The organism is Allobosea sp. GW823-FHT02B03, assembly GCF_058797755.1.
The window spans coordinates 347945-370597 of sequence record NZ_JBXAJY010000005.1; the positions used below are offsets into that span (position 1 = coordinate 347945).

20 protein-coding genes and 1 riboswitch are annotated in these 22653 nt (G+C 68.0%); of the genes, 11 read left to right on the plus strand and 9 right to left on the minus strand.

The genetic code is table 11. The features are described from left to right. Positions 1 to 4: 4 nt before the first annotated feature. From AC1REK_RS18755 to AC1REK_RS18770, 4 genes are all read right to left on the minus strand, one after another. Positions 5 to 2176, minus strand: a complete 2172-nt coding sequence (locus tag AC1REK_RS18755) for a TonB-dependent siderophore receptor (protein WP_492268892.1) — start codon at positions 2174 to 2176, stop codon at positions 5 to 7. A gap of 166 nt (positions 2177 to 2342) precedes the next feature. Beyond that, positions 2343 to 3167 (minus strand): helix-turn-helix transcriptional regulator, encoded by an 825-nt coding sequence (locus tag AC1REK_RS18760; RefSeq protein ID WP_492273813.1) that lies wholly within the window; start codon positions 3165 to 3167, stop codon positions 2343 to 2345. 139 nt (positions 3168 to 3306) lie between these two features. After that, positions 3307 to 5937 (minus strand): AAA family ATPase, encoded by a 2631-nt coding sequence (locus AC1REK_RS18765; protein ID WP_492268890.1) that lies wholly within the window; start codon positions 5935 to 5937, stop codon positions 3307 to 3309. Beyond that, complete coding sequence (locus tag AC1REK_RS18770; RefSeq protein WP_492269123.1) at positions 5934 to 7058, minus strand: metallophosphoesterase family protein; 1125 nt, start codon at positions 7056 to 7058, stop codon at positions 5934 to 5936. The genes AC1REK_RS18765 and AC1REK_RS18770 overlap by 4 nt, the downstream gene beginning before the upstream one ends. Positions 7059 to 7352: 294 nt before the next feature. Here AC1REK_RS18770 and AC1REK_RS18775 point away from each other — a divergent pair, with 294 nt between their 5' ends. The 11 genes from AC1REK_RS18775 (at position 7353) to AC1REK_RS18825 (ending at position 17681) form a co-directional block, all read left to right on the plus strand. Further along, positions 7353 to 8258 carry a LysR family transcriptional regulator gene (locus AC1REK_RS18775; protein ID WP_327523135.1) on the plus strand — a complete coding sequence of 302 codons (906 nt, stop codon included), beginning with the start codon at positions 7353 to 7355 and terminating at the stop codon, positions 8256 to 8258. Between the two features lie 211 nt (positions 8259 to 8469). Further along, positions 8470 to 9552, plus strand: coding sequence for a 4-oxalomesaconate tautomerase (locus AC1REK_RS18780; RefSeq protein WP_492268889.1), 1083 nt, complete (start codon positions 8470 to 8472; stop codon positions 9550 to 9552). A gap of 26 nt (positions 9553 to 9578) precedes the next feature. Continuing rightward, the gene (locus AC1REK_RS18785; protein ID WP_316020512.1) at positions 9579 to 10304 is read left to right on the plus strand and encodes a PIG-L deacetylase family protein; all 726 of its coding nucleotides are present in this window, start codon (positions 9579 to 9581) and stop codon (positions 10302 to 10304) included. Next, positions 10301 to 10990, plus strand: coding sequence for a 4-carboxy-4-hydroxy-2-oxoadipate aldolase/oxaloacetate decarboxylase (locus tag AC1REK_RS18790; protein ID WP_492268888.1), 690 nt, complete (start codon positions 10301 to 10303; stop codon positions 10988 to 10990). The genes AC1REK_RS18785 and AC1REK_RS18790 overlap by 4 nt, the downstream gene beginning before the upstream one ends. Positions 10991 to 11045: 55 nt before the next feature. After that, on the plus strand, positions 11046 to 12221 hold the full coding sequence (locus tag AC1REK_RS18795; RefSeq protein ID WP_492268887.1) for an ABC transporter substrate-binding protein: 1176 nt from the start codon (positions 11046 to 11048) through the stop codon (positions 12219 to 12221). 34 nt (positions 12222 to 12255) lie between these two features. Next, on the plus strand, positions 12256 to 13113 hold the full coding sequence (locus AC1REK_RS18800) for a branched-chain amino acid ABC transporter permease (protein ID WP_492268886.1): 858 nt from the start codon (positions 12256 to 12258) through the stop codon (positions 13111 to 13113). Continuing rightward, positions 13110 to 14114 (plus strand): branched-chain amino acid ABC transporter permease, encoded by a 1005-nt coding sequence (locus tag AC1REK_RS18805; RefSeq protein ID WP_492268885.1) that lies wholly within the window; start codon positions 13110 to 13112, stop codon positions 14112 to 14114. Before AC1REK_RS18800 ends, AC1REK_RS18805 begins: the two co-directional genes overlap by 4 nt. Then, positions 14114 to 14866 carry an ABC transporter ATP-binding protein gene (locus AC1REK_RS18810; protein WP_492268884.1) on the plus strand — a complete coding sequence of 251 codons (753 nt, stop codon included), beginning with the start codon at positions 14114 to 14116 and terminating at the stop codon, positions 14864 to 14866. The genes AC1REK_RS18805 and AC1REK_RS18810 overlap by 1 nt, the downstream gene beginning before the upstream one ends. After that, complete coding sequence (locus AC1REK_RS18815) at positions 14859 to 15584, plus strand: ABC transporter ATP-binding protein (RefSeq protein WP_492268883.1); 726 nt, start codon at positions 14859 to 14861, stop codon at positions 15582 to 15584. The genes AC1REK_RS18810 and AC1REK_RS18815 overlap by 8 nt, the downstream gene beginning before the upstream one ends. Positions 15585 to 15609: 25 nt before the next feature. Beyond that, positions 15610 to 16719 (plus strand): 5-methyltetrahydropteroyltriglutamate--homocysteine S-methyltransferase, encoded by a 1110-nt coding sequence (locus AC1REK_RS18820; protein ID WP_492268882.1) that lies wholly within the window; start codon positions 15610 to 15612, stop codon positions 16717 to 16719. Further along, complete coding sequence (locus tag AC1REK_RS18825) at positions 16716 to 17681, plus strand: catechol 2,3-dioxygenase (RefSeq protein ID WP_492268881.1); 966 nt, start codon at positions 16716 to 16718, stop codon at positions 17679 to 17681. Before AC1REK_RS18820 ends, AC1REK_RS18825 begins: the two co-directional genes overlap by 4 nt. Positions 17682 to 17711: 30 nt before the next feature. Here the strand turns inward: AC1REK_RS18825 and AC1REK_RS18830 are convergent, their stop codons facing one another. The 5 genes from AC1REK_RS18830 to AC1REK_RS18850 form a co-directional block, all read right to left on the minus strand. Continuing rightward, positions 17712 to 18368 (minus strand): class I SAM-dependent methyltransferase, encoded by a 657-nt coding sequence (locus AC1REK_RS18830; protein WP_492268880.1) that lies wholly within the window; start codon positions 18366 to 18368, stop codon positions 17712 to 17714. Further along, positions 18365 to 19153 (minus strand): ABC transporter ATP-binding protein, encoded by a 789-nt coding sequence (locus tag AC1REK_RS18835; RefSeq protein ID WP_492268879.1) that lies wholly within the window; start codon positions 19151 to 19153, stop codon positions 18365 to 18367. The genes AC1REK_RS18830 and AC1REK_RS18835 overlap by 4 nt, the downstream gene beginning before the upstream one ends. Next, complete coding sequence (locus AC1REK_RS18840; RefSeq protein ID WP_492268878.1) at positions 19150 to 20187, minus strand: FecCD family ABC transporter permease; 1038 nt, start codon at positions 20185 to 20187, stop codon at positions 19150 to 19152. Before AC1REK_RS18840 ends, AC1REK_RS18835 begins: the two co-directional genes overlap by 4 nt. Next, positions 20184 to 21209 carry an ABC transporter substrate-binding protein gene (locus tag AC1REK_RS18845; protein WP_492268877.1) on the minus strand — a complete coding sequence of 342 codons (1026 nt, stop codon included), beginning with the start codon at positions 21207 to 21209 and terminating at the stop codon, positions 20184 to 20186. Before AC1REK_RS18845 ends, AC1REK_RS18840 begins: the two co-directional genes overlap by 4 nt. 274 nt (positions 21210 to 21483) lie before the next feature. Further along, positions 21484 to 21695: riboswitch (cobalamin riboswitch) on the minus strand. 19 nt (positions 21696 to 21714) lie between these two features. Continuing rightward, the gene (locus tag AC1REK_RS18850) at positions 21715 to 22623 is read right to left on the minus strand and encodes a LysR family transcriptional regulator (protein ID WP_492268876.1); all 909 of its coding nucleotides are present in this window, start codon (positions 22621 to 22623) and stop codon (positions 21715 to 21717) included. Positions 22624 to 22653: the final 30 nt, after the last annotated feature.

Here is a 22653-nt window from a genome sequence, read left to right on the forward strand (position 1 = left end):
GTCCTCACCAGCGATAGGACAGCGTCGCCAGCACCGTCCGGCGCAGGCCGAAGGAGCACTGCACGGCGCCGTAGCAGCCGGCGACATACTCCTTGTCGAACAGGTTCTGGGCGTTGACCTGGATCTTCCAGCCCTTCATTGCGGCATTGGCGGCGCTGAGATCGTAGCTGATCGCGGCATCGACCAGGGCGTAGTCGTCGGTGAAGAAGGTATTCCCGGGATCGCCGGCACCCTTGCCGACATAGCGCACGCCGGTGCCGAGCCCGAGGCCGGAGAACAGGCCGGTCTTGAAGGTGTAGTGCGCCCAGAGCGAGGCCATGTGGCGCGGCACGACAGGCGGCCGCTTGCCGAGATCGGCGCCGTTGCTCTTGGTCACCTCGGCGTCGGTATAGGCATAGGCGGCGACGAGATCGAGGTTCTCCAGCACCGTGGCGCGCGCCTCGAACTCGAAGCCGCGGGCCCGGATCTCGCCGGTCTGGATCTGGAACCCGACATTGTTCAGGTCGGCGGTCGGAACATTGGTCTGAGTCAGGTCGTAGAGCGCAGCCTGGAAGAAGGCGTTGTAGCCGGGCGGTTCGTACTTCAGGCCGACTTCGAACTGCTCGCCCTCGCTCGGCTTGAACGGGCTGCCGCCGAAGCTCGTTCCGGCCATCGGCTCGAACGAGGTCGAATAGCTCGCATAGGGCGCAAAGCCATTGTCGAAATTGTACATCAGCGCGACGCGCCCGGTATTGGCGGTGTCGTCCTGCTTGGTCAGGGCGCCGTTGGCCATGTTGCGCGTCCGGGCCATGGCGCGGTCGAAGCGGCCGCCGACCAGGAGCGAGAGCCGGTCGAGCTTGATCTGGTCCTGCAGATAGACGCCGTACTGCTCGGTGAGCTGCGTCGTGCCGGGAATGGCCGGGACCGCGAAGGGCCGGCGGCCATAGACCGGGACGAAGGCGTCGAGCGGCTGCACGACGCCGCCGGCGCCAGTGAAGGCGGTGCCGTCCACCCAGTAGCCGTCGACGCCGAAGAGCAGCTTGTGCGTCAGCGGGCCGGTGCGGAAATCGGCCTGGAGCTGGTTGTCGACGCCGAAGGTCTGGGCCTTCTCGTTCGAGGCGGTGACGCGCCGGTTGAGGGTGCGCTGGTTGGCCGCGAGCGAGGCGACGGCGACCGTGCGGTTGCGCGATTCGAGGTCGCTGTAGCGCAGGTTCTGGCGGAAGGTGAAGACGTCGTTGAAGCGGTGCTCGAAGGCATAGCCGAGGTTGAGCGCGTTGCGGCTGTAGCCCTCATAGTCCGGCTCGCCCGGGAAGAGATTGCTGCGGATGCGCCCGTTCCGGTTCGGCAATGCCGTGCCGACCGAGGGGATGAAGCCGTAGAAGCCGGTTTCGGGGTCGCGCTGGAATGAGGTCAGCAGGGTCAGGCTGGTCGCCGCATTCGGCTGGAAGGTCAGCGACGGCGCGATGTAGAGCCGCTCTTCCTTGGTGAAGTCGACCTGCGTGTCGGCGGCGCGTCCGAGGCCGACGAGGCGGTAGAGGATCGTCTTGTCCTCCGTCACCGGCCCGCCGATGTCGAAGGCGAGCTGGCGGCGCTGATAGCTGCCGACCTGGACCTGGACCTCGCCATGCGCCTGCTCCTGCGGGCGCTTGCTGACCATGTTGATCAGGCCGCCCGGCTTGACCTGGCCGAAGGTCACCGAGGACGGACCGCGCAGCACCTCGACACGCTCCAGCCCCCAGGGCTCGGCGATCGGCACGAGGAAGTTGACGCCGCGCTGCAGGCGCAGGCCGTCGAGATTGTTGATGAAGCCGGCGCTGCCGCCGCTGCCGCCGAATCCGCGGATGAAGACGCTGTCGTAACGTCCTGAGGAGAGTCGGGTTTCACCCAGAACGCTCGCGCTGTAGCGTAGTGCCTGGCTGACGCTCTGCACGCCCTGGTCGTCCATCTGCGCGCGCGGCACGACGCTGACCGATTGCGGCGTCTCGATCAGCGGCGTGTCCGTCTTGGTCGCGGTGGCGCTGCGCCGCGCGACATAGCCGTCGACCGGCCCGTTCGCCCGCTCGCCCTGGACCTCGATCGTGTCGAGGCCGATCGCCGGCGCGTTCTGGGCGTGGCCGGAGCCCGACCAGCCGACGATGATCGCCGCGAGCGCGACCGAGGCCTTGGCCGCAGTGCGATTGCCGATGATGAAGTTCATGAACCCGACCTTTGCCCCGCCACCTTGCGGTGGATTACCCGTGCGGGTTGTTTCAGGAACGCCGCACTGGGGGCAACGAAGTCGGCTTTCGATCGCGGCAGTAATTCTTTCGCTGCAGTTTCGAACCGCTTCAACGAGAGAAAACGAGGCGCGGAACCGCTGGCGGTCAACGCAAGGCGCTCGGCGAAATGCCGAAACGCTTGCGGAAGGCGCTCGAGAAATGCGCCGGGCTGTAGCCGACGCGGAAGGCGGCGACGGCGATGCTGGCCTCGCCGCTGGCGATCAGTTCATGCGCCTGCTGGAGCCGATATTCCTGCAGGTAGCCGAAGACGCTGGTGCCGAACTGGGCGCGGAAGGCCGAGGTCAGCTTGCTCGGATTGAGGCCGGTGCGACGCGCCAGCTCCGAGAGGCTCGGCGGTTCCTGCAGGGACTGCTCCAGGATCTCGCGCACCGCCTGGATCTGCTCGCGCGTGCGCGCATCGAGCTTCGCCGGCCGAACCGGCCGCTCGCCGATGATCTCGTTGACGGCGAGCGCCCCGAGTTCGAGCGCCTTGCCGGCGAGATAGAAGCTGCGGAGCGATTCGCCGACGCGGCATTCCGCCATCTGAAGCGCAAGAGCGCGCAGTTCGGCGCTCGCCGGGCGGACCCAGAGGCCGGCATCGTCAGGGCCGGACAGCAGCAAAAGTCGCGAGAGTTCGGCGCCGAATTCACGCGCGACGAAATCCAGCTCGAACTGCATCAGCGCGCAGCGTACCGCGCCGCCCGTCAGGCCGGTGCGCTGCTGAATATGCTCGCCGCCATTGGCGGCGACGAGCAGGGCCGGGCCTTCGATCATCACCGGCGGCCGGTCGTCGAGCTCGAGTGTCTGGCGCCCGTCCAGCATCACGCCGACCTTGAGCCCCGAGCGCATCGGGCCGGTCACGCTTTCGCCTTCGGCGATGAAGAAGGTTCCGGCCTTGAGCGAAAGGCTGTCTGAAAACAGCTTCAGCATTCCGCCGGACGAAGGTTCGGAAACAGGACCAGGTGACATCGCGACCTCAGGGAGATCGGTCCATGATACCCGGGGCAGGATAAAATGTAAAATAAATCAGTAGTTTAGATGGTTTCCAAGCTTGCCGGCGAGAGAGCTTTCAACCTTCCGGGGTCCAGGGCTTCATCCGCAGGATATTGCCGCCGAGCTGGGAGAAGGCGCGCTGACGGCAGGAGAAGACGATGATCTGCTGGTCGCTGGCCTGCCGGTGCAGGGCATCGAACATGCGCTCGATGCGGTCGTCGTCGGAATAGACCAGCGCGTCGTCGAGGATGACGGGGGCCGGCTGGCCATCCTTGGCGAGCAGCCGGGCGAAGGCGAGGCGGGTGAGCACGGCGAGTTGTTCGCGCATGCCGCCGCTGAGCACGCCGACCGGCTCCTCGAGGCCGTTGCGGCGGACCGTGCGCGGCAGCAGGGTTTCCTCGTCGAAGGTGACCGAGGCATCCTCGAAGAGCAGCCCGAGCAGGGGCTTCAATTCGGCCATCACCGGGCGGAAGTAGTGGTCGCGCGCCGTGGTGCGGGCCGCTTCCAGCGCGTCGCGCAGGCGCGAGAGGAGGGCGACCTCCCGTTCCAGCCCGGCGCGGCGCTTCTCGGCCGCCGCCAGCTTCTCGCTGGTCTCCTGCCAGGCCTCCTCGACGGCGGCATCGGCGCGGGCGCGGATCTGGCCGTTGAGCTCGGCGGCATCCTCCCGCAGTTTCGCGATTTCGTTCGCGGTGGAATCGACGATCGAGCGCATCCGCCGCAGCTTCGCCTCGGCGCCGGCGAGGTCGATCGCGCTGGCGCGCAGGCTCTCGACGCGTTCCAAGGCCGTCGCCAGTTCGGCTTCGGCCCTCGCGAAACCCGCCTCGAGCCCGGCCGCCTGGGCCGCGCGGCCCTCCTCGGCTCCTAACAGGCTCGTGAGCCCGGCGCGCTCGGAGGAGATCGCCGCCAGGGCCCGCTCGGCGGCAAGAATGGCGGCATCGGCCGCCTCGCGCTGCGGCTGGGCCTCCCGCACGGCGTTGCGCGATGTGGTGACGCGGGCCTCGGCGGTTTCGAGAGCAAGGCGAGCGACTTCCGGATCGGCCTTGATCTCGATGGTTTCGCCGCGCTGGGCCTCCAGCCGGGCGATGCTCTCCTGCAGCGCGGCCAGACCCTGCGGCGCCAGCAGGGCAAAACGCTGCTGGCCGAGCCGGAGCGCGGTCTCCAGTTCGCGGAGCTTGCCTTCGCGCTGACGGCCTTCGGCAAGGCTGGCGATGCCGAGCAGTTTCAGCCCCTTTTCCCGCCGGGCCTCGGCCTGAGCGAGCTCTGCCTGTCCGTCCTGGCCCTGCGGCAGCGTCAATGTGATCTTGCCGATCTCGGCGATGTCCAGGCTGGTGCTGCCGGTCAGGGCCTTCTCTTCGCCATCAGCCAGCGCCGTGCCGGCTATGCTGACGGCCGCGGCGACGCCGTCGCGATAATCGATGCGCAACAGCGGCATCCGCGCGGCGACGACGGCACGCAGCCCGACGAGTTCGGTTTCGAGCGCTTCGAGCTGCCGCAGGCCAGCTGCAGGCAGGGCGAGCGCCCTGATCTCGGCCTCGATGGCTTCGATCGCCGCGCGCTCGGCCTCCGCGCCGGCATGGGCCTCGCGCAGGCCGGCGAGGCGCTCGGCCGCTTCGCGCGCCCGCAGGGCCTTCTCCAGCCGGGCGAGCAGGTCGCGCGCCTGCCTTTCCTCGCTTTCGGCGGCCTCGACCGCGGCAGCGGCGGCCCGGCCGAACTCCGCGGCGGCGCGCTGTCGGGCCAGGGCGTCGTCGCGCTTGCCCGTGCCCTCGCTTTCGAGGGCCTGCAATTCGGCAAGGCGCGCCAGGCTGCGCCGATAGGTCGAGAGCGCCTGGTTGGCCGCATCGCGCTGGCTGCGGGCCAGGGCGGCTTGCGCCTCGGCGGTCTTCAGCGCCTCGCCCTGGGTCTTGGCGGTGGCGAGGTCCTTCTCGGCCAGCGCCAGGGCGCTGCGCCGGGCATTCTCCTCGTCGCGATCCTCGAGTTCGTCCAGCCGGTTGCGAATGCTGCGACGCCGGTCGAGCGCGGCGCGTAGTTCGGCGACCTCGGTCGCCAGCTTGCGCTCGGCTTCGGCGAGACGGTCGCGTTCGTCGAGAGCGAGGGCGTAGGGGCCGCCGGCCTTGGGCCGCCGCGTCGCGGTCACCAGCCGCGACAGCTCTTCCTCGCAGGCGGCGACGGCCTGCGCCATGCGTCGGCCGCCGGTCAGCGATTCGACCTCGCCCTGCACCGAGACCAGCACGGATTCGCGCGCCCGCTTCTCGCTCTCTTCCTCGCTCTTGGCGCGCCGCTCGATGCCGGTGATGCCCTGGCGCACCCAGAGCAGACCCGCCGGGCCGGTGGTGCCGCCCTGCACCAGAGCGCCGAGGAACTTTTCCGCCTCGTCGGCCTGCGCGATCAGGCGGCCGCTCGAAAGCTCGCGCACCATCGCCCGCTTGCCGCCATAGAACTGCTTAGTCAGGCGGAACGCACCCTCGGGCGTCGCGATATCGGCCTCGACCAGGGGGCTACCGCCGCTATAGGGCCGCAGCGCCTGCACCGCGCCGGGCGTGCCGCTATAGGGCTGGAAGAACAGCGCATGCAGCGCGTCGAAGCAGGTCGACTTGCCGAACTCGTTGACGGCGCAGAGCACGTTGACGCCGTCGCCGATGCCTTCGACGGCGACGCCGGTGCCGGCGAAGCGCCGGACATTGTGGAGGCGTAGCGCGGTCAGCTTCATGGCTGCATCGCGTCGCAATAGGAGAACAGCCGCACCAGCGCCTCGCCGGCGATCTCGCGCTCGGCCTCCGGGCGGCTTTCATCGCGGCTCTCGGCGAGCAGCAACTCTGCGGCCTGGCGCAGGGCGCCAGCCCGATCGATCGCGTCGAGATCGGTATCCTCGCAATCGGCGGTCAGCGCTTCGCTGTCGAGCTGCAGCTCGGCGAATTCCGGGGCGGCGGCTGCGATCTCGGCTTCAAATGCCATTCGCGCCGACGGGCGCGGACGGCCGGAGGCGACGACGCGCAGCAGCGTCTGGCGGCGGGCCGCTCCGGCGGGAAGCTCGGCGGCGAGCATGGCGGCGGCATCGTCGCCCGAGAGCAGTTCCAGGAAAAGGCTGCGCCAGGCGAAGCTGCCGGTCTCGACGGGCGCGACCTCGGGCAGAGCGCCGGGGCCGGGCAGGGCGACCTGCAGCGCCCGCCCGGGCTCGTCATGCTTGAAACGGTCGGGCTCGGGCGTGCCGCTGTACCAGCTGCGGGTATTGACCGCCATCTGGCCGTGCCAGTCGCCGAGCGCGAGATAGTCCAGCCCGGCGCGGGAGGCACGGTCGGGCGCGATGATGTCGAGGCCGGAACCGTCCTCGGAAAAACTCTGGATCGCGCCATGGGCGAGGCCGATACGTAGCGCGCCTTCCGGTGTGGCCGCCCGATCCATCCATTCGGTCAGGTCGCGGCCGGGGCGGCGCGTCGTGCAGGGGGCGGGGAGAAGCGCGACTGCCGCTTCCAGCAGGATCGGCTCCGGTTCCGTCGCCAGCACGACATTGGCCGGCAGGGCTGAGCGGGCGGCGGCCCATAGCTCGTCTGCGAGCAGGGAATCATGGTTGCCCGGCAGCATCACCCAGCGCAGGCCGGTGTGGCCGGCCATGGCGGCGAGCGCCTGACGCAACATGGCCGGGCTCGGTGTCTCCGTGTCGAAGCAGTCGCCGGCGAGCAGGATCGTGCCGGCGCCCGCGGCGCGCGCCTGGGCGGCGAGCCGGTCGAGCACGGTGTGGCGGGCATCGCGCAGGCGGCCGCGCAGCTCCTCCGACATGTTGCCGAAGCGCTTGCCGATATGCAGGTCCGATGAGTGGATGAAACGGAACATCATGCCTCTGGCCGGATGAAGTCAGCCTGCGGCGGGATTCGTCAAGGCGAGGCACGGCGTTACGATGGGGGCGGGCCCATGCCGTGAGTTCGCCGCCGCTCCCACTGGCGAAGATGCCGCACAATTTCTAAGCACCACCAATATCTTGCGGGCAAGTTCGGAATCAGTCTCGCAGCGAGGATCGCGATATTCTGGGATCTGCTGCACAGAGGCCGCGAAAAGGTGGATTTGAACAATCTCCGGTTTGATGAAAATCTTGCAGCAGAACCGACCATGCGCAGGGAAGGGCCGCTTGTGAGGATCGACGTGCTCGGCCTGCAGGCCTTCGTAAGCATCGCGGAGCGTGGCAGCTTCCACGCTGCTGCCTCCCATCTCAACCTGTCGCAGACAGCGCTGAGCCACCGCATCCGCAAGCTCGAGGAGGGGCTCGGCATCCAGCTCCTGCAGCGGACGACGCGCCAGGTCTCCCTGACGAAGGCCGGCACCGCCCTCCTGCCCAAGGCCCGCCGCATCTTCGAGGAGCTCGGTACATCCCTCGACGAATTGCGTCTCGATGCCGAGGAGGTGGGGGAAAGCGTCGAGGTGGGCTGCCTGCCGACCATCGCGATGCGCAGCATGCCGGAGGTGATTGCGGAGTTCGTGCGCCGCCATCCGGACATCCACATCAGGGTGCACGACAATTCCGCCTCGGAGATCGCCGACAAGGTCCAGTCCGGCGAGGCCGAGTTCGGCATCACCATCGTCGCCGCCAACCGCTGGGACCTCGATCTCAAGCCGGTGGTCAAGGAGCCCTTCGTGCTGGTCTGCCCGCGCAATTCGCCGCTCGCGGCCGCGCCTTCGCTGACCTGGACCCAGCTCGAGGGCCTGCCACTGGTCCGCATCAGCGCCGAAACCGGCAATCGCATCCTGATCGACGATGCGCTCGGCGCCCGCCGCGAGAAGCTCGCCTGGCGCTACGAGGTCCAGCGTGTCGCGACCGCGGTGAGTTTCGTCCGTGCCGGCCTCGGCTTCACCATCCTGCCGCAGCTCGCGCTCGACATTGCCGCCGCCGAGGAGCTTGCGGCGATCCCGCTGCGTTCGCCGACGGTGACCCGCACGCTCGGGATCATCACGCGCAAAGGCGTGGCCCTGAAGCCCGCAGCGCGCGAACTGCTTTCGCTGGTCGTCGACGCGCTGAAGAGCGAGCGCCTGACCAGCTGATCGATTACTGAGAGTTGTGCATGAAACGCTGCATTCTTGTCATTTGAATAAGCAATCGCCGGCGGCCATGGTCGCGGCGAACGGGAGGAACAGGATACCGCGCCCGGCCGCATTGGCGGCGAGGCCAAGGCTGTCCGCGATCCCGGCCCGTTCAGGTTCGAGCCACGGCCTCATCGCTGGCGCCAAGATCACGGCCGGAGGCCGAGAGCCGATGCAGATCGCGATACCCTGCATGCTGATCCGCGGCGGCACCTCCAAGGGCGCCTATTTCCTCCGCGAGGACCTGCCTTCCGATCCGGCCGAGCGCGACGCCATCCTGCTTGCGGTGATGGGCTCGCCCGACAAGCGCCAGATCGACGGCCTCGGTGGCGCCCATCCGCTGACCAGCAAGGTCGCGATCGTCTCGCGCTCCACCGAGCCGGACTGCGACATCGATTTCCTCTTCGCGCAGGTCGGGATCGAGACCGCCAGCGTCGACACGACCCCGAATTGCGGCAACATCCTCGCCGGCATCGGGCCCTTCGCCCTGGCGCGCGGCCTCGTTCCCGCGGCCGGCGCTTCGACGACAGTGCGCGTCCGCACGCTGAACACCGGTACCGTCGCCGATCTCGTGATGCAGACCGGCGACGGGCAGGCGGGCGTCAGCGGGGAAGCGAGGATCGACGGCGTGCCCGGCACCTCGGCGCCGATCGATATCAGCTTCCTCGGTACCGAGGGCTCGGTCTGCGGCACTCTGCTGCCCACCGGCAATGCGGTCGATATCGTCGACGGCGTCGAGGTCACGCTGATCGACAACGGCATGCCGGTCATCGTGATGCGGGCTGCCGATCTCGGCCGCACCGGCCATGAGTCGCGCGAAGAGCTCGACAAGGATCTCGAGCTCAAGGCGCGCATCGAGCGCATAAGGCTGGCGGCCGGCCCGTTGATGAATCTCGGCGACGTCTCCGGCAAGGTCGTGCCGAAGATCGCGCTCGTCGCGGCGCCGCGCGCCGGTGGCGCCATCGCGACGCGCAGCTTCATCCCGCATGAATGCCATGCCTCGATCGGCGTTTTCGCCGCCGTCACGGTCGCGACCGCCGCTGCCCTGCCGGGATCGCCGGCGGCTTCCGTCGCCATCATGCCTTCGGGAAGGGAGCGCTCGCTCTCGGTCGAGCATCCCACCGGCGAGTTCACCGTGCGCCTGACGGTCGGCGGCACGCCCGAGAAGCCGGTGGTCGAACGGGCCGGGCTGCTGCGCACCGCCCGCATCCTGATGGACGGCCAGGCCTTCGTGGCGCCGCGGCCGGCCGCCTGAGTTCGCGACAAGAGGACTTTCGATCGATGCCGAGCCCGCAGAAGACAGGTCTGGTCGTCACCGCCCATCCCGGCGATTTCGTCTGGCGCGCTGGCGGCGCCATCGCGCTGCACGCAAGGCGCGGCTTCCGCGTCAAGATCCTCTGCCTGTCCTATGGCGAGCGCGGCGAGAGCCAGTTCGCCTGGAAGAAGGCGGGGGTGAAGATGGCGGACGTCAAGGCGCAGCGCCGCGACGAGGCTGAGCGCGCCGCTGCGCTCCTCGGCGCCGAGATCGAGTTCATGGACGCCGGCGACTACCCGCTGCGCACGACCGAGCCGATGCTGGAGCGCGCGATCGACATCTTCCACGAACTCAATCCGAGCTTCGTCCTGACCCACGCGCTCGAAGACCCCTACAATGTCGACCACCCCGAGGCGACGCGCTTCGCCCAGGAGGCGCGCATCATCGCCCAGGCGGCCGGCCACAAGCCCAACCCCGAGCGCGCCTATGCGGCGCCGCCGCTCTTCCTGTTCGAGCCGCACCAGCCCGAGCAGTGCAATTTCAAGCCGAATGTCATTCTCAACATCGACGAGGTCTGGGAAGTAAAGCGCCAGGCGTTTGAGATACTCGCCGCCCAGAAGCATCTCTGGGAATATTACACCCGCGTCGCGCTCAACCGCGGCATGCAGGGTGGGCGCAATTCCGGCAAGGCGATGACCTATGGCGAGGCGTATCAGCGCCTCTTCCCGGAAGCGCTGGAGACGCTGGCATGAAGCCCGTGGTCGTCAGGACGAACAAGCGCGCCGCTGCCGCCGACATCGCATCCTTGGGCGAGCTCGGCGTCTCGACCACGCATGAGGCGATGGGGCGCAGCGGCTTGATGAAGCCCAATATGCGGCCGATCTATGCCGGCGCGCAGATCGCCGGCAGCGCTGTCACGGTACTGGCCCAGCCCGGCGACAACTGGATGATCCATGTCGCGATCGAGCAGGTCAGGCCGGGCGACGTCCTCGTCGTCGCCTGCACCGCCGACAACACCGACGGCATGTTCGGTGACCTCTTGGCGACCTCGCTGATGGCGCGCGGCGGCGTCGGCCTCATCATCGATGCCGGGGTGCGCGATGTCCGCGTGCTGACCCGCATGGGCTTTCCGGTCTGGTCGCGGGCGATCTCGGCCAAGGGCACGGTCAAGGCGACGCTGGGCTCGGTCAATGTCCCGGTGGTCTGCGCCGGGGCGCTGGTCAACCCCGGCGATGTCGTCGTCGCCGATGATGACGGGGTCGTGGTCGTGCCGCGGCTCGAAGCGGCTGCGGTCGCCGAAGCCGGCCGCAAGCGCGAGGCCGGCGAGGAGGAGAAGCGCCGGCGTCTGGCCTCTGGCGAACTCGGCCTGGACATGTACGCTATGCGCGAAGGCCTCGCCAAGGCAGGCCTCGTCTATCGCGACGACGAAGACGACTGAGCACAAGAAGAACCCCGCAAACGGGGATCGAGCAGAACTCTCGGGGAGGAACGACATGACGCATCGCAGGACTGTTCTCAAAGGAGTGCTGGGCTTCGCGCTGGCCGCGTCGGTCACCAGCGTGGCACTGGCGCAGGAGGCGCTGAAGATCGGCCTCATCCTGCCGATGACGGGCCCCTTCGCCTCGACCGGCCGGCAGATCGACGCCGCGGTGAAGCTCTTCCTGGCCCAGGAGGGCGCCGTCCATGGCGGGCGCAAGCTCGAAGTGATCCTCAAGGACGATGCCGGCAACGCCGACGCGACGCGCCGCCTCGCGCAGGAGCTGGTCGTCAACGACAAGGTCTCGGTGCTGGCCGGCTTCGGTCTGACCCCGCTCGCCATGGCCACCGCGCAGATCGCGACGCAGGCCAAGGTACCCCAGATCGTGATGGCGGCCGCGACCGCGACGATCACCGAGGCCTCGCCCTATATCGCACGCACCTCCTTCACCCTTCCGCAGGCCTCCGAGCCGATGGCGGACTGGGCCTGGGCGAACGGCATCAAGAAGGTCTTCACCGTCGTCACCGACTACGGTCCGGGCATCGATGCCGAAACCTCCTTCGCCAACAAGTTCAAGGCGGCCGGCGGCACGGTCGAGAGCGTGCGCGTGCCGCTGCGCGGCCCCGACTTCGCGCCCTTCCTGCAGCGCGTCTCGGAAGCCAAGCCCGATGCCCTCTTCGTCTTCGTGCCCTCCGGCGTCGGCGCGCAGTTCATGAAGCAGTTCGTCGAGCGCGGTCTCGACAAGGCGGGCATCAAGCTGATCGGCCCGGGCGACGTGGTCGACGACGACATTCTCCAGGGCATCGGGGACGTGGCGCTCGGCGCCATCACCACGCATCACTACTCGGCAGCCCATGACAGCCCGGCCAACAAGGCCTTCGTCGAAGCCTTCCAGAAGGCCAATCCCGGCATGCGGCCGAACTTCATGGCGGTCGGCGGCTATGACGGCATGAAGCTGATCGCCAAGGCGCTGGAGGCGACCAAGGGCGACGCCAATGGCGACAAGCTGATCGCGGCGATGAAGGGCGCTTCCTGGGAGAGCGTGCGCGGGCCGGTGAAGATCGACCCGGACACCCGCGACATCATCCAGAACATCTATGTCCGCAAGACCGAGAAGGTCGGCTCCGAGCTCCAGAATGTCGAGTTCGCGACGATCAAGGACGTCAAGGACCCGGTGAAGGCCCGCAAGTGACGGCAGCGGGCCAGGCCCGGGCGGAACGAAACGCATGTTGACCATCCTGTTCGACGGCATCGCCTATGGGATGGTGCTTTTCGTCCTCGGCTGCGGGCTCTCCGTGACGATGGGGTTGATGAACTTCGTCAACCTCGCCCACGGCGCCTTCGCCATGCTCGGCGGCTATGTCGCCGTGCTGGCGATGCAGCGGCTCGGCTTGCCTTTCCTGGCGAGCCTGCCGCTCGCCTTCCTGTCCGCGGCCGTGATCGGGATCGTGCTCGAGCGCCTGATCTATCGGCCGATGTATGCCAAGAGCCATCTCGACCAGGTGATGTTCTCGATCGGCCTCGTCTTCATGGCAGTGGCCGGCACCGACTGGCTGATGGGCTCGACCCAGCAGTTCATCCGCCTGCCGGCCTGGCTGCAGGGGCGCTTCGAGATCGCCGGGATCGGCATCGGCCGCTATCGGCTCTTCGTCATCGCGATCTGCGGGCTGCTCGCCGTCTCCCTGCAATGGGGCTTTACCCACACCCGCTTCGGCAGCCGCCTGCGCGCCGCCGTCGACGATGCGCGGGTGGCGCGCGGGCTCGGTATTCCCGTCAACCGGCTCTTTGCGCTCACCTTCGCGCTCGGCAGCGGGCTGGCCGGTCTCGGCGGTGCGCTCGGCATCGAACTCATGGGGCTCGACCCGACCTTTCCGCTGAAGTTCATGATCTACTTCCTGATCGTCGTCACGGTCGGCGGCACCTCCAGCATCACCGGGCCGTTCTTCGCGGCGATGCTGCTCGGCGTCGCCGATGTCGTCGGCAAATATCTCGTGCCGCAGGTCGGCGCCTTCATCATCTACGCGCTGATGGTCGTGCTGCTCATCACCCGGCCGCATGGGCTGTTCGCGAGGGCGCGGGCATGAGGGCCGAGAGTTTCGAGGCCCGCGTCCGGCAGGCGCTCTATGCCGGCCGCCGCTGGCATCCGGCCGAGATCGCCTTCTGGATACTCGCCTTCGCGGCCTTCCTGCTGTTCCCGAGCCATCTGCTGCTGCTCAACGAGATCGCGATCCTCGCCTTGTTCGCGCTCTCGCTCGACCTGATCCTCGGTTATGCCGGCATCGTCTCGCTGGGGCATGCCGCCTTTCTCGGCATGGGCGCCTATGCGGCCGGGCTCCTGGCCAAGCACGTCACCGGCGACCCGCTCGCCGGCCTTGCCTGTGGCATGGCAGCCGCCGGGCTGGTCGGCCTCCTGACCAGCCCGCTGGTCCTGCGCGGCAGCGATCTCACCCGGCTGATGGTGACGCTCGGCGTCGCGCTGATCCTCTACGAGCTGGCCAACTCCTTCGGCTCGCTGACGGGTGGCGCCGACGGGCTGCAGGGCGTGATGATGAAGCCGGTGCTCGGCCAGTTCGAGTTCGATATCTTCGGCCGCACCGCCTATCTCTACTCGCTCAGCGTCCTTTTCGTGCTGTTTCTGATCGCGCGGCGGGTGGTGCATTCGCCCTTCGGGCTTTCGCTGCGCGCGGTCCGAGACAATCCGCTGCGCGCTTCGGCTTCGGGCGTCCCGAACGGGCGGCGCCTCGCCGCGGCCTACACCCTGGCGGCCGCCTATGCCGGCGCGGCCGGGGCGCTGCTCGCCCAGACGACGCAGTTCGTCTCGCTCGACGTGCTCGACTTTCATCGCTCGGCCGATCTGATGCTGGTGCTGATCATCGGCGGCGCCGGCTATCTCTATGGCGGCCTCGTCGGCGCCATCGCCTTCAAGCTGCTGCAGGACGCGATTTCGAGCTTCACCCCGCAGTACTGGATGTTCTGGATCGGGCTCTTCCTCGTGCTGTTCGTGCTCGGCGGCCGCGAGATCATCCATGGCGCGATCAAGACGGTGGTCGGCCGCTTCGCCCGCCTCGGCAAGGGAGGCGCGTGATGAGCGTTGCTCTCCAGACCTTCGACCTCTGCAAGAGCTTCGGTGGGATCACCGCGACGGACCATGTCGATTTTTCGCTCGCGAAGGGCGCCCGGCACGCCCTGATCGGCCCGAACGGCGCCGGCAAGACCACTTTCGTCAACCAGCTCACCGGCGTGCTCAGGCCGAGCTCCGGGCGCATCGCGCTGCTGGGGGAGGACATCACCAGGTTGCCGCGCGAGGGGCGGGTCAAGCGCGGCCTCGCCCGCACCTTCCAGATCAACCAGCTCTTCGGCACGATGACGCCGCTGGAGATGATCGCCCTCGTCACCTCGGAGCGGCTCGGCCGCGGCAGCCAGCCTTTCCGCGCACTCGACCGCGACGCCGAACTCGTCGACCAGACCGCCGAAATCCTGAGCCGCTTCCGGCTCGACGATATCATGGACCGCAAGATCGCGACGCTGCCCTATGGCAAGCAGCGCCAGATCGAGATCGCCGCTGCCTTTGCCGCGCGGCCCACGGTCCTGCTGCTCGACGAGCCGGCGGCCGGTGTGCCGGAAGCCGAGCGGCGCGAGCTGATGCAGACGGTTGCCGAGCTTCCGGACGATGTCTCAGTCCTGCTGATCGAGCACGATATGGACCTCGTCTTCCGCTTCGCGACGCGCATCACCGTGCTGGTCAACGGGCGCGTGCTGGCGGAGGGGACGCCGGAGGAGATGGCGCGGGATCAAGCCGTGCGCGCAGCCTATCTCGGCGAGGGCACCCATGCCTGAAGCAGCGCCATCCGAACTCCTGAGGATCGAGAAGCTGAGCGCCGGCTATGGCGAGGCGCAGGTGCTGTTCGACATCGACCTCAGCCTTTCCGAAGGGCGCTCGCTCGCGCTGCTCGGCCGCAACGGCGTCGGCAAGACGACTTTGGTCAACAGCATCATCGGCGTGACGCGCCGGCGCGGCGGGCGGATCGTGCTCGCCGGGCGCGACCTCTCCACGGCCTCGCCCGAGCAGCGGGCCCATGCCGGCATCGGCTGGGTGCCGCAGGAGCGCAACATCTTCAAATCGCTGACGGTGCTGGAGAACCTGACGGCGGTGGCGCTGCCGGGGCCGTGGGACGCGGCCCGCGTCTTCCGCATGTTTCCCCGACTGGCCGAGCGCAAGGCCAATCTCGGCAACCAGCTTTCCGGCGGCGAGCAGCAGATGCTGGCGATCGGCCGGGCGCTGATGCTCAATCCGAAGCTGCTGCTGCTCGACGAGCCGACCGAGGGCCTCGCCCCGATCATCGTCGAGGAACTGCTCAAGGCGCTGAAGGCCTTGTTCCGCGAGGAGGGGCTTTCCGCCATCGTGATCGAGCAGCATGCGCGAAAGATCCTCGAGCTGACCGATGACGCCATCGTGCTCGAACGCGGGCGCGTGGTCCTGGCCGAGCGCAGTGCTACGCTGATCGCCGAGCCCGAGCGCCTCGAACACCATCTCGGCCTAACGGCCGCTGCCTGATCAACGAGAACCGGGAGGAAACGTCATGACCCAGAGGAAGAAGCCGCCGTTCCGGGGCGACATGGTCGGAAGCCTGCTGCGCAGCGCGCCTGTCAAGGACGCCCGGGCCAAGCATGCCGCCGGCGAGATGAGCCAGGCCGATCTGACCCGGATCGAGGACGAGGAGATCAGGAAACTCGTCAAGAAGCAGGAGGAGGTCGGCCTGCAGGCGGTGACGGACGGCGAATATCGCCGCGCCTTCTGGCATTTCGACTTCCTCGACGGCTTGACCGGCGTCACGACCTACGAGACCGATGCGGGAATCCAGTTCAAGGGCGTCGCGACCAAGGGGCACGGCATCCGCGTCACCGGCAAGCTCGACTTCCCGGCCGACCACCCGCATCTCGCCCATTTCAAGTTCCTGGCCTCGGTGACCAGCCGCGTGCCGAAGATGACGATTCCGAGCCCGTCCATGCTGCACTACCGCGGCGGGCGGAAGGCGATCGACCCGAGCGCCTATCTCAGGATGGAGGATTACTACGAGGATCTCGGCAAGGCCTATGCCAAGGCGATCAAGGCCTTCTACGACGCCGGCTGCCGCTATCTACAGCTCGACGACACCAGCCTGTCCTATTTCTGCGATCCCGAGCAGCGCAAGATGCTGGCCGAGCGCGGCGACGATCCGGACAAGCTGATCTTCGTCTATCGCGACGTGCTCAACGCCGCGCTCAAGGCAAAGCCGGCCGACATGCAGATCACCACCCACACCTGCCGCGGCAATTTCAAGTCGACCTTCATCGCTTCTGGCGGCTACGAGCCGGTGGCGGACATGGTCTTCAACCAGATCGATGTCGACGGCTATTTCATGGAGTGGGACGATGACCGGTCCGGCGGCTTCGAGCCGCTGCGTTTCCTGCCGAAGGGCGACAAGCAGGTCGTGCTCGGCCTCGTCACCTCCAAGTTCGGGGAGATCGAGAGCAAGGACAATCTCAAGCGCCGGATCGAGGAAGCGTCGAAATACGCGCCTCTGGAGCAGCTCTGTTTGTCGCCGCAATGCGGTTTCGCCTCGACCGAGGAGGGCAATGTCCTCGCCGAGGACGAGCAATGGGCAAAACTCTCGCGCATCCTCGAAGTCGCCAAGGAGGTCTGGGGATGAGCAGCGAACCCTGCTTCGACATCGCCCATCTCGCGCATGTCGAGCTTCTCACCGACAAGCCGGCCGAGAGCCTCGATTTCTTCGTCAATGTCTACGGGCTGACCGAGAGCGGGCGCGAGGGCGACAGCGTCTTCCTGCGCGCCTGGGACGATTACGAGTTCCATACGCTCAAGCTGACGGCGGCGAAGACCACCGGCATTGGCCATGTCGCCTACCGGGCGACCAGCGAGCAGGCGCTGCAGCGCCGTGTCGCGGCGATCGAGGCGATGGGTTGCGGCATCGGCTGGGTCGATGGCGATCTCGGCCATGGCCGGGCCTATCGCTTCCGCGATCCCGACGACCACGTCTTCGAGATCTATTTCGACACCAACAAATATGTCGCCCCACCGCATGAGCGCCCGGCGCTTAAGAACCAGCCGCAGCGCAATCACGGCCGCGGCTGCGCAGTCCGCCGGCTCGACCATCTCAACCTGCTTGCCCGCGACGTCGCGGCGATCCGCGACTTCCTGCCGAAGGCGCTGGGCAGCCGCGTCACCGAGCAGATCGTGCTCGATTCCGGCGAGGTCGGCGGCTGCTGGTTCACCGTCAACAACAAGAGCTATGACATCGCCTATACCCGCGACCACACCGGCAGCCTGGGACGCTTCCACCACGTCACCTATGCCGTCGACCAGCGCGAGCATGTGCTGGAAGCCGCCGACATCTTCCTCGAGAACGGCGTCTACATCGAGACTGGCCCGCACAAGCACGCAGTGCAGCAGACCTTCTTCCTCTATGTCTACGAACCCGCCGGCAATCGCGTCGAGATCGCCAATGCCGGCGCGCGCCTGATCCTCGATCCGGACTGGCAGACCGTCACCTGGACGGAGGAGGAGCGGAAGAAGGGCCAGGCCTGGGGACTGAAGACCATCGAGAGCTTCCACACCCATGGCACGCCGCCGGTTCCGGCAGCGGGCCACTGAGGGAAAGGGCGGCGCTCCCCGGTGCGGCCTTCAGGGCCGCATCGCAGACAGCACGAACATCGGCACGTCGCCGGGATAGGGCGGAGCCGGGAAGAGATGTTGCCAGGAGGTGGCCGGGCCGAAGCCGGCCTCGTCCAGCATCTGCCGCGCCTTGTCCTCGGTCAGCCCGTCATGCAGCGGCAGGCGGGCGGCAATGTCGGCCGGATAGGTCGAGCGGTATTGCGGCGCGACCGACCAGAGCCCGTCCGAGATCACGACCCGTCCGCCCGGGCGCAGGATGTCGCGAGCCTTGCGCAGCGCCGCCATCGGCTGCTCCAGCGTCCACAGCACATTGCGCAGCGTTACGATATCGGCCGAGCCCGGCGCGATCGCCGCGTCCTGCAGCGTCTCGGCGATGAAGTCGACGGCAAGGCCCTGAGCCTCCGCGGCGGCCCGCGCCACGGCGAGCATGCCCTCCGCACCGTCATAGGCACGCACGCGATGGCCGAGCGAGGCCGCGACCAGCGCGCAGGCGCCCGTGCCGGTGCCGAGATCGACGACGTCGAGCGGCTGCTTTGCGGCGAAGGCTGCTTCCAGGACCTCCTGCCAGAGCGCGGCCTGGGCGACATGCGAGGCGACGCCGTCGAATTTCGGTGCGCGCGCGGTCCAGTAGCCGGTCACGGCATGCTGTACGTCGGAAGCGGTCATGGCGCGGCCTCTCCATAGCAGTCGGGGTCGACGAGGTATTCGATATGGCGCCGGCCGGAAGCGGTGGCGCCGATCCTGACCGCGACGCCGAAGACCCGCCGGATCGTCTCCTCGGTCAGCACGGTCTCGGGCGTGCCGGAGGCGACCAGCCGGCCTTCGTGCAGCAGCGCGATCTCGTCGCAGAACAGCGCCGCGAGGTTGAGATCGTGCAGGGCGACGATGCAGGTCACGCCGAGCCGGCGGACCAGCGTCAGGATCGAGAGCTGGTGCTGGATGTCGAGATGGTTGGTGGGCTCGTCGAGGATGAGCTCGCTCGGCGTCTGCGCCAAAGCCCGCGCGATATGCACGCGCTGGCGCTCGCCACCCGAGAGCGTGTGCCAGAGCTGGTCGTGCCGTTCGTTCATGCCGACCCGCGTCAGTGCCGCATCGACCGCCTGCTCGTCGGCCGCGCTCCAGGAGGCGAGGGCGCCGCGATGCGGGGTGCGGCCGAGGCGGACGACGTCGCAGACGCAGAGCTGGATCTCGGTCGTCGCCTGCTGCTCGACGAAGGCGAGGCGGCGGGCGAGCTCGCGCCGCGACACCTGCCCGATATCGCGGCCATCGAGCTCGACCACGCCGGACGAGACATTGCGCAGCCGGCAGAGCAGCCGCAGCAGGCTCGACTTGCCGGAGCCGTTGGGCCCGATCAGGCCGAGGATCTTGCCGGGCGCGGCTTCGAGCGTCACGCCGCCGACGATCATCCGCCCGGATGTGCCCCAGGAAACGTCGCGTGCCGACAGCGTCATGCCGGCCGCCTGGCGCGATAGAGGATGATGGCGAAGGCGGGCGCGCCGACCAGGGCGGTGACGACGCCGATCGGCAGGATCTGCTGCGGCACCAGGATGCGCGAGAGGATATCGGCGAGGATCATGAAGATCGCGCCGATCACGAGGCAGACTGGCAGCAGGCGGGCATGGCCGGGGCCGACCAGGAAACGGGCGGCATGCGGGATGACGAGGCCGACGAAGCCGATCGTGCCGACGATGCTGACCATGGTCGCGGTCATCACCGCGGTCACCGCGAAGAGGATGATGCGCACGCGCGTCACCGCGACGCCGAGCGAGGCGGCGGCGTCCGCCCCGAAGGCGAAGGCGTCGAGCGCCTTGGCGTGCAGCATGCAGATCGCGAAGCCGGCGAGTGCGACCGGCGTCGCGACGAAGACGTCCGGCCAGCGCACGCCGCCGAAATTGCCGAGCAGCCAGAACATCACGCCGCGCGCCTGCTCGGCGCTGGCGAGCGTCGTGACGATCGTCGCCGTGGCGGCGTTGAAGAGCTGCGAGCCGGCGACCCCGGCGAGGATGACGCGGTCGCTCGCCCCGCCGGCGCCGGCGGCCAGCAGCGCGACGATCAGCAGCGCCGCGACCGAGCCGAGAAAGGCGCCGCCGGAGACGGTCAGCACCGCTCCGCCGAAGCCGAGGATCATCACTGCCACAGCGCCCGTCGAGGCGCCGGCCGAGATGCCGAGGATATAGGGCTCGGCCAGCGGGTTGCGCAGCAGCGCCTGCAGGATCGCGCCCGACAGCGCCAGCGCGCCGCCGCACAGCCCGGCCAGCAGCGCCCGGCTCAGCCGGTAGTCGAAGATCACGCCCTGCTGGATCGCGCTGACCGGATAGCCGAGATCGAACAGCCCGTTGCCAAGCGCCTGGAAGGCGGTCCCCAACGGAATCCGCATCTCGCCGATAGTTACGGCGAGCGCGATGGCGAAGACCAGCGCGGCGAGCGCTGCGAACGCGATGCCGATCCGCGCCGGCCAGTTCGGCTGGACGGGGTAGTGGCTCACCGCGCCAGGCCGAAGCGCTCGATGCCGCGTGCCAGCGCCTCGATGCCGTCGACGGTGTCGAGCCCGGCGCGCGTCGCGCCGACATCCATCACCACGATCCTGTCCTGCTTGACGGCATCGAGCTTGCTCGCCACCGGGTCGGTCTTGAGGAAGTTGAGCTTGAGATCGATATCGTCGGCGGGAAAGCGCCGGCGGTCCATCTTGACGACGACGATCACGGCGGGGTTCGCGGCGGCGATGCTCTCCCAGCCGACCAGCGGCCATTCCTCATTGGTGGTGATGACGTTGCGGGCCCCGAGCTTCGACAGGATATAGGCCGGCACGCCGTTCTTGCCGGCGATGAAGGCATCGCCCTTGATGTCCTTGCTGGAGAACCAGACGGCGACAGGCACGTCCCGCGCCTTCATCCCGGCAACCGACTGCACCGCCTTCTCCTCGCGTGCCTTCAGCTCGGCGATCAGGGCCTCGGCGCGGTCGGACACGTCGAAGATTGCGCCGAATTCGCGGATGTTCTGGTAGACCAGCTCCATCGAGAACATCTTGGTCCGCACGCCGTCGCCGGGGCCGGAATTGTCCTTGCCGACGCAGTCGGTCGGGGAAACGTAGGTCGGTACCTTGACCTTGGCGAACTGGTCGCGCTTCCCGACGATGCCGTTCGGCCCGATATGCCATTCGAACATCGCGGTGACGAGGTCGGGCTCCTGGGCGACGACCGCCTCGAAGCTGGGATCATTGTCGGCGAGCCGCTTCACCTTGGCGTTCACCGCCTCATAAGGCTTGGCGACCGGGCTGAACCAGACGGCGGTGCCGACGACGCGGTCGCCCAGGCCGAGCGCGTAGAGGATCTCGGTCTGCGTCTGGCCGACGGCGACCACGCGCTTCGGCGCCTGGTTGAAGGTGATGGTCTCCCTGCAGTTCTCCAGCGCCAGCGGATACTGCGTCGGCGCGGCCTGCGCGCCGGAAGCGAGGCACAGGCCGGCAGCCAGGGCCAGCGGGAGAGAGAAACGCTGGACCATGTGCATGAAACCCTTCGAAGGCGGGAGAGAACGGCCAGCGCCGAGGCATGAGCCAAGCCGGCGCGACTTGAACTGATATGTAATGTTATAACAAAACTGATAGAGGGCTGCGCCGCGACCTGTCAAGCTGGTGCGAGTAAAGGCGCCGGCGGCGCTCGTAGAGATGGGCATCTGGATTCATCGCTCCCCGAGATGAAGGCGGGAAGCAGGCGATTGCGACGGAGCGGCGGGATCCTCGTCCCGCGCTTGTCCGCAACCCTCCGGAGCACCCCGCCCGAAAGACCTTCCGATGATCAGGGCAGGTCTCCTGGCTCGCGGGTCGATGCTGGCTCCGCCCGGCCTTCCCGGCACCGGAGCGCCAGTGGACGATGGGTGGAGAGCTCGCCGCTTACAGTTGCGGGGGCAGCCTCGGCCTCGGCGCTGCGCGCCTCACCGAATTCCCTCTTAGCTCCAGGGCGTGACGCCTGGAGAACCATGATCGGGCCAGACCATAGATCGGCGCGAAGCGGCGTCAAGCGGCCGGGATCTGCGGGCCGGACGCCGTCTGCATCAGGTTGCCGCAGAGCTGGCGAAGCGTCACGACATAAGGGTTGCGGGCGAGGAAGCTCGCTTCGCCGAAATAGATCGGGATCTCCGGCAACTCGGCGATCTCGAGTCCGGCGATGCTGGTCTCGCTGCCATCGAGGCACCAGGCGGGAATGATCGCGAAGCCGATCCCGGCCTCGACGCAGCGCTTCACGCTCGAGCTGCCGGAGGTCGAGATCGCGATCTCCATCTCCGACCCGTCGGGGCGCAGATAGTCGATGGCGAGGTTGCGCAGCAGCTGGCCGGGCTCATAGGTCACGAAGGGGCGCCCCTGCGCCCATTCCCGAATCTCGCCCGGTGCCGGCGCCGCGCCCCAGGCGGTGGGGAAGACCAGTGCCGGCCGATAGGTGCAGACCAGATGCTGCGGCACGTTGGGGTCACCGAAATAGCGTTCGGTGATGCACAGATCGAGGCTGCCATCCTTGATCATCTCGGGCAGGGAGGTGTCGCGCTCATAGGCGAGGATTTCGACCTGTGGGAAGAGTTCCCGGAACCGGGCCAGGATCGGCGGCAGCAGATAGTAGAAGATCGCCTGCGGCAGGCCGATGCGCAGCACCGGCCGCTCCTTGTCGAGCGTGCGGTCGAGCCTCGCCAGGACCGTGTCGAGCTCCGGCAGCAGGAGCTTGTAGAGGCTGCGCCCGCGCGGCGTCAGCGTCACCGTCTTGGCGCCCTGCTCTGAGAGGACGAGGCGCTCCTCCAGCACCTGTTCGAGCCGGCGGACATGGTTGGCGGCGGACTGGTAGCTCATCCCCAGCTTGCGGGCCGCGGCCGAATAGGAGCCGTCGCGCGCGACGATGAAGAAGGTCTGGATCAGCGTCAGATTGGCTTCGCGCATGGCTCGTTCCGCGGCGGGGAGCCCCACTCA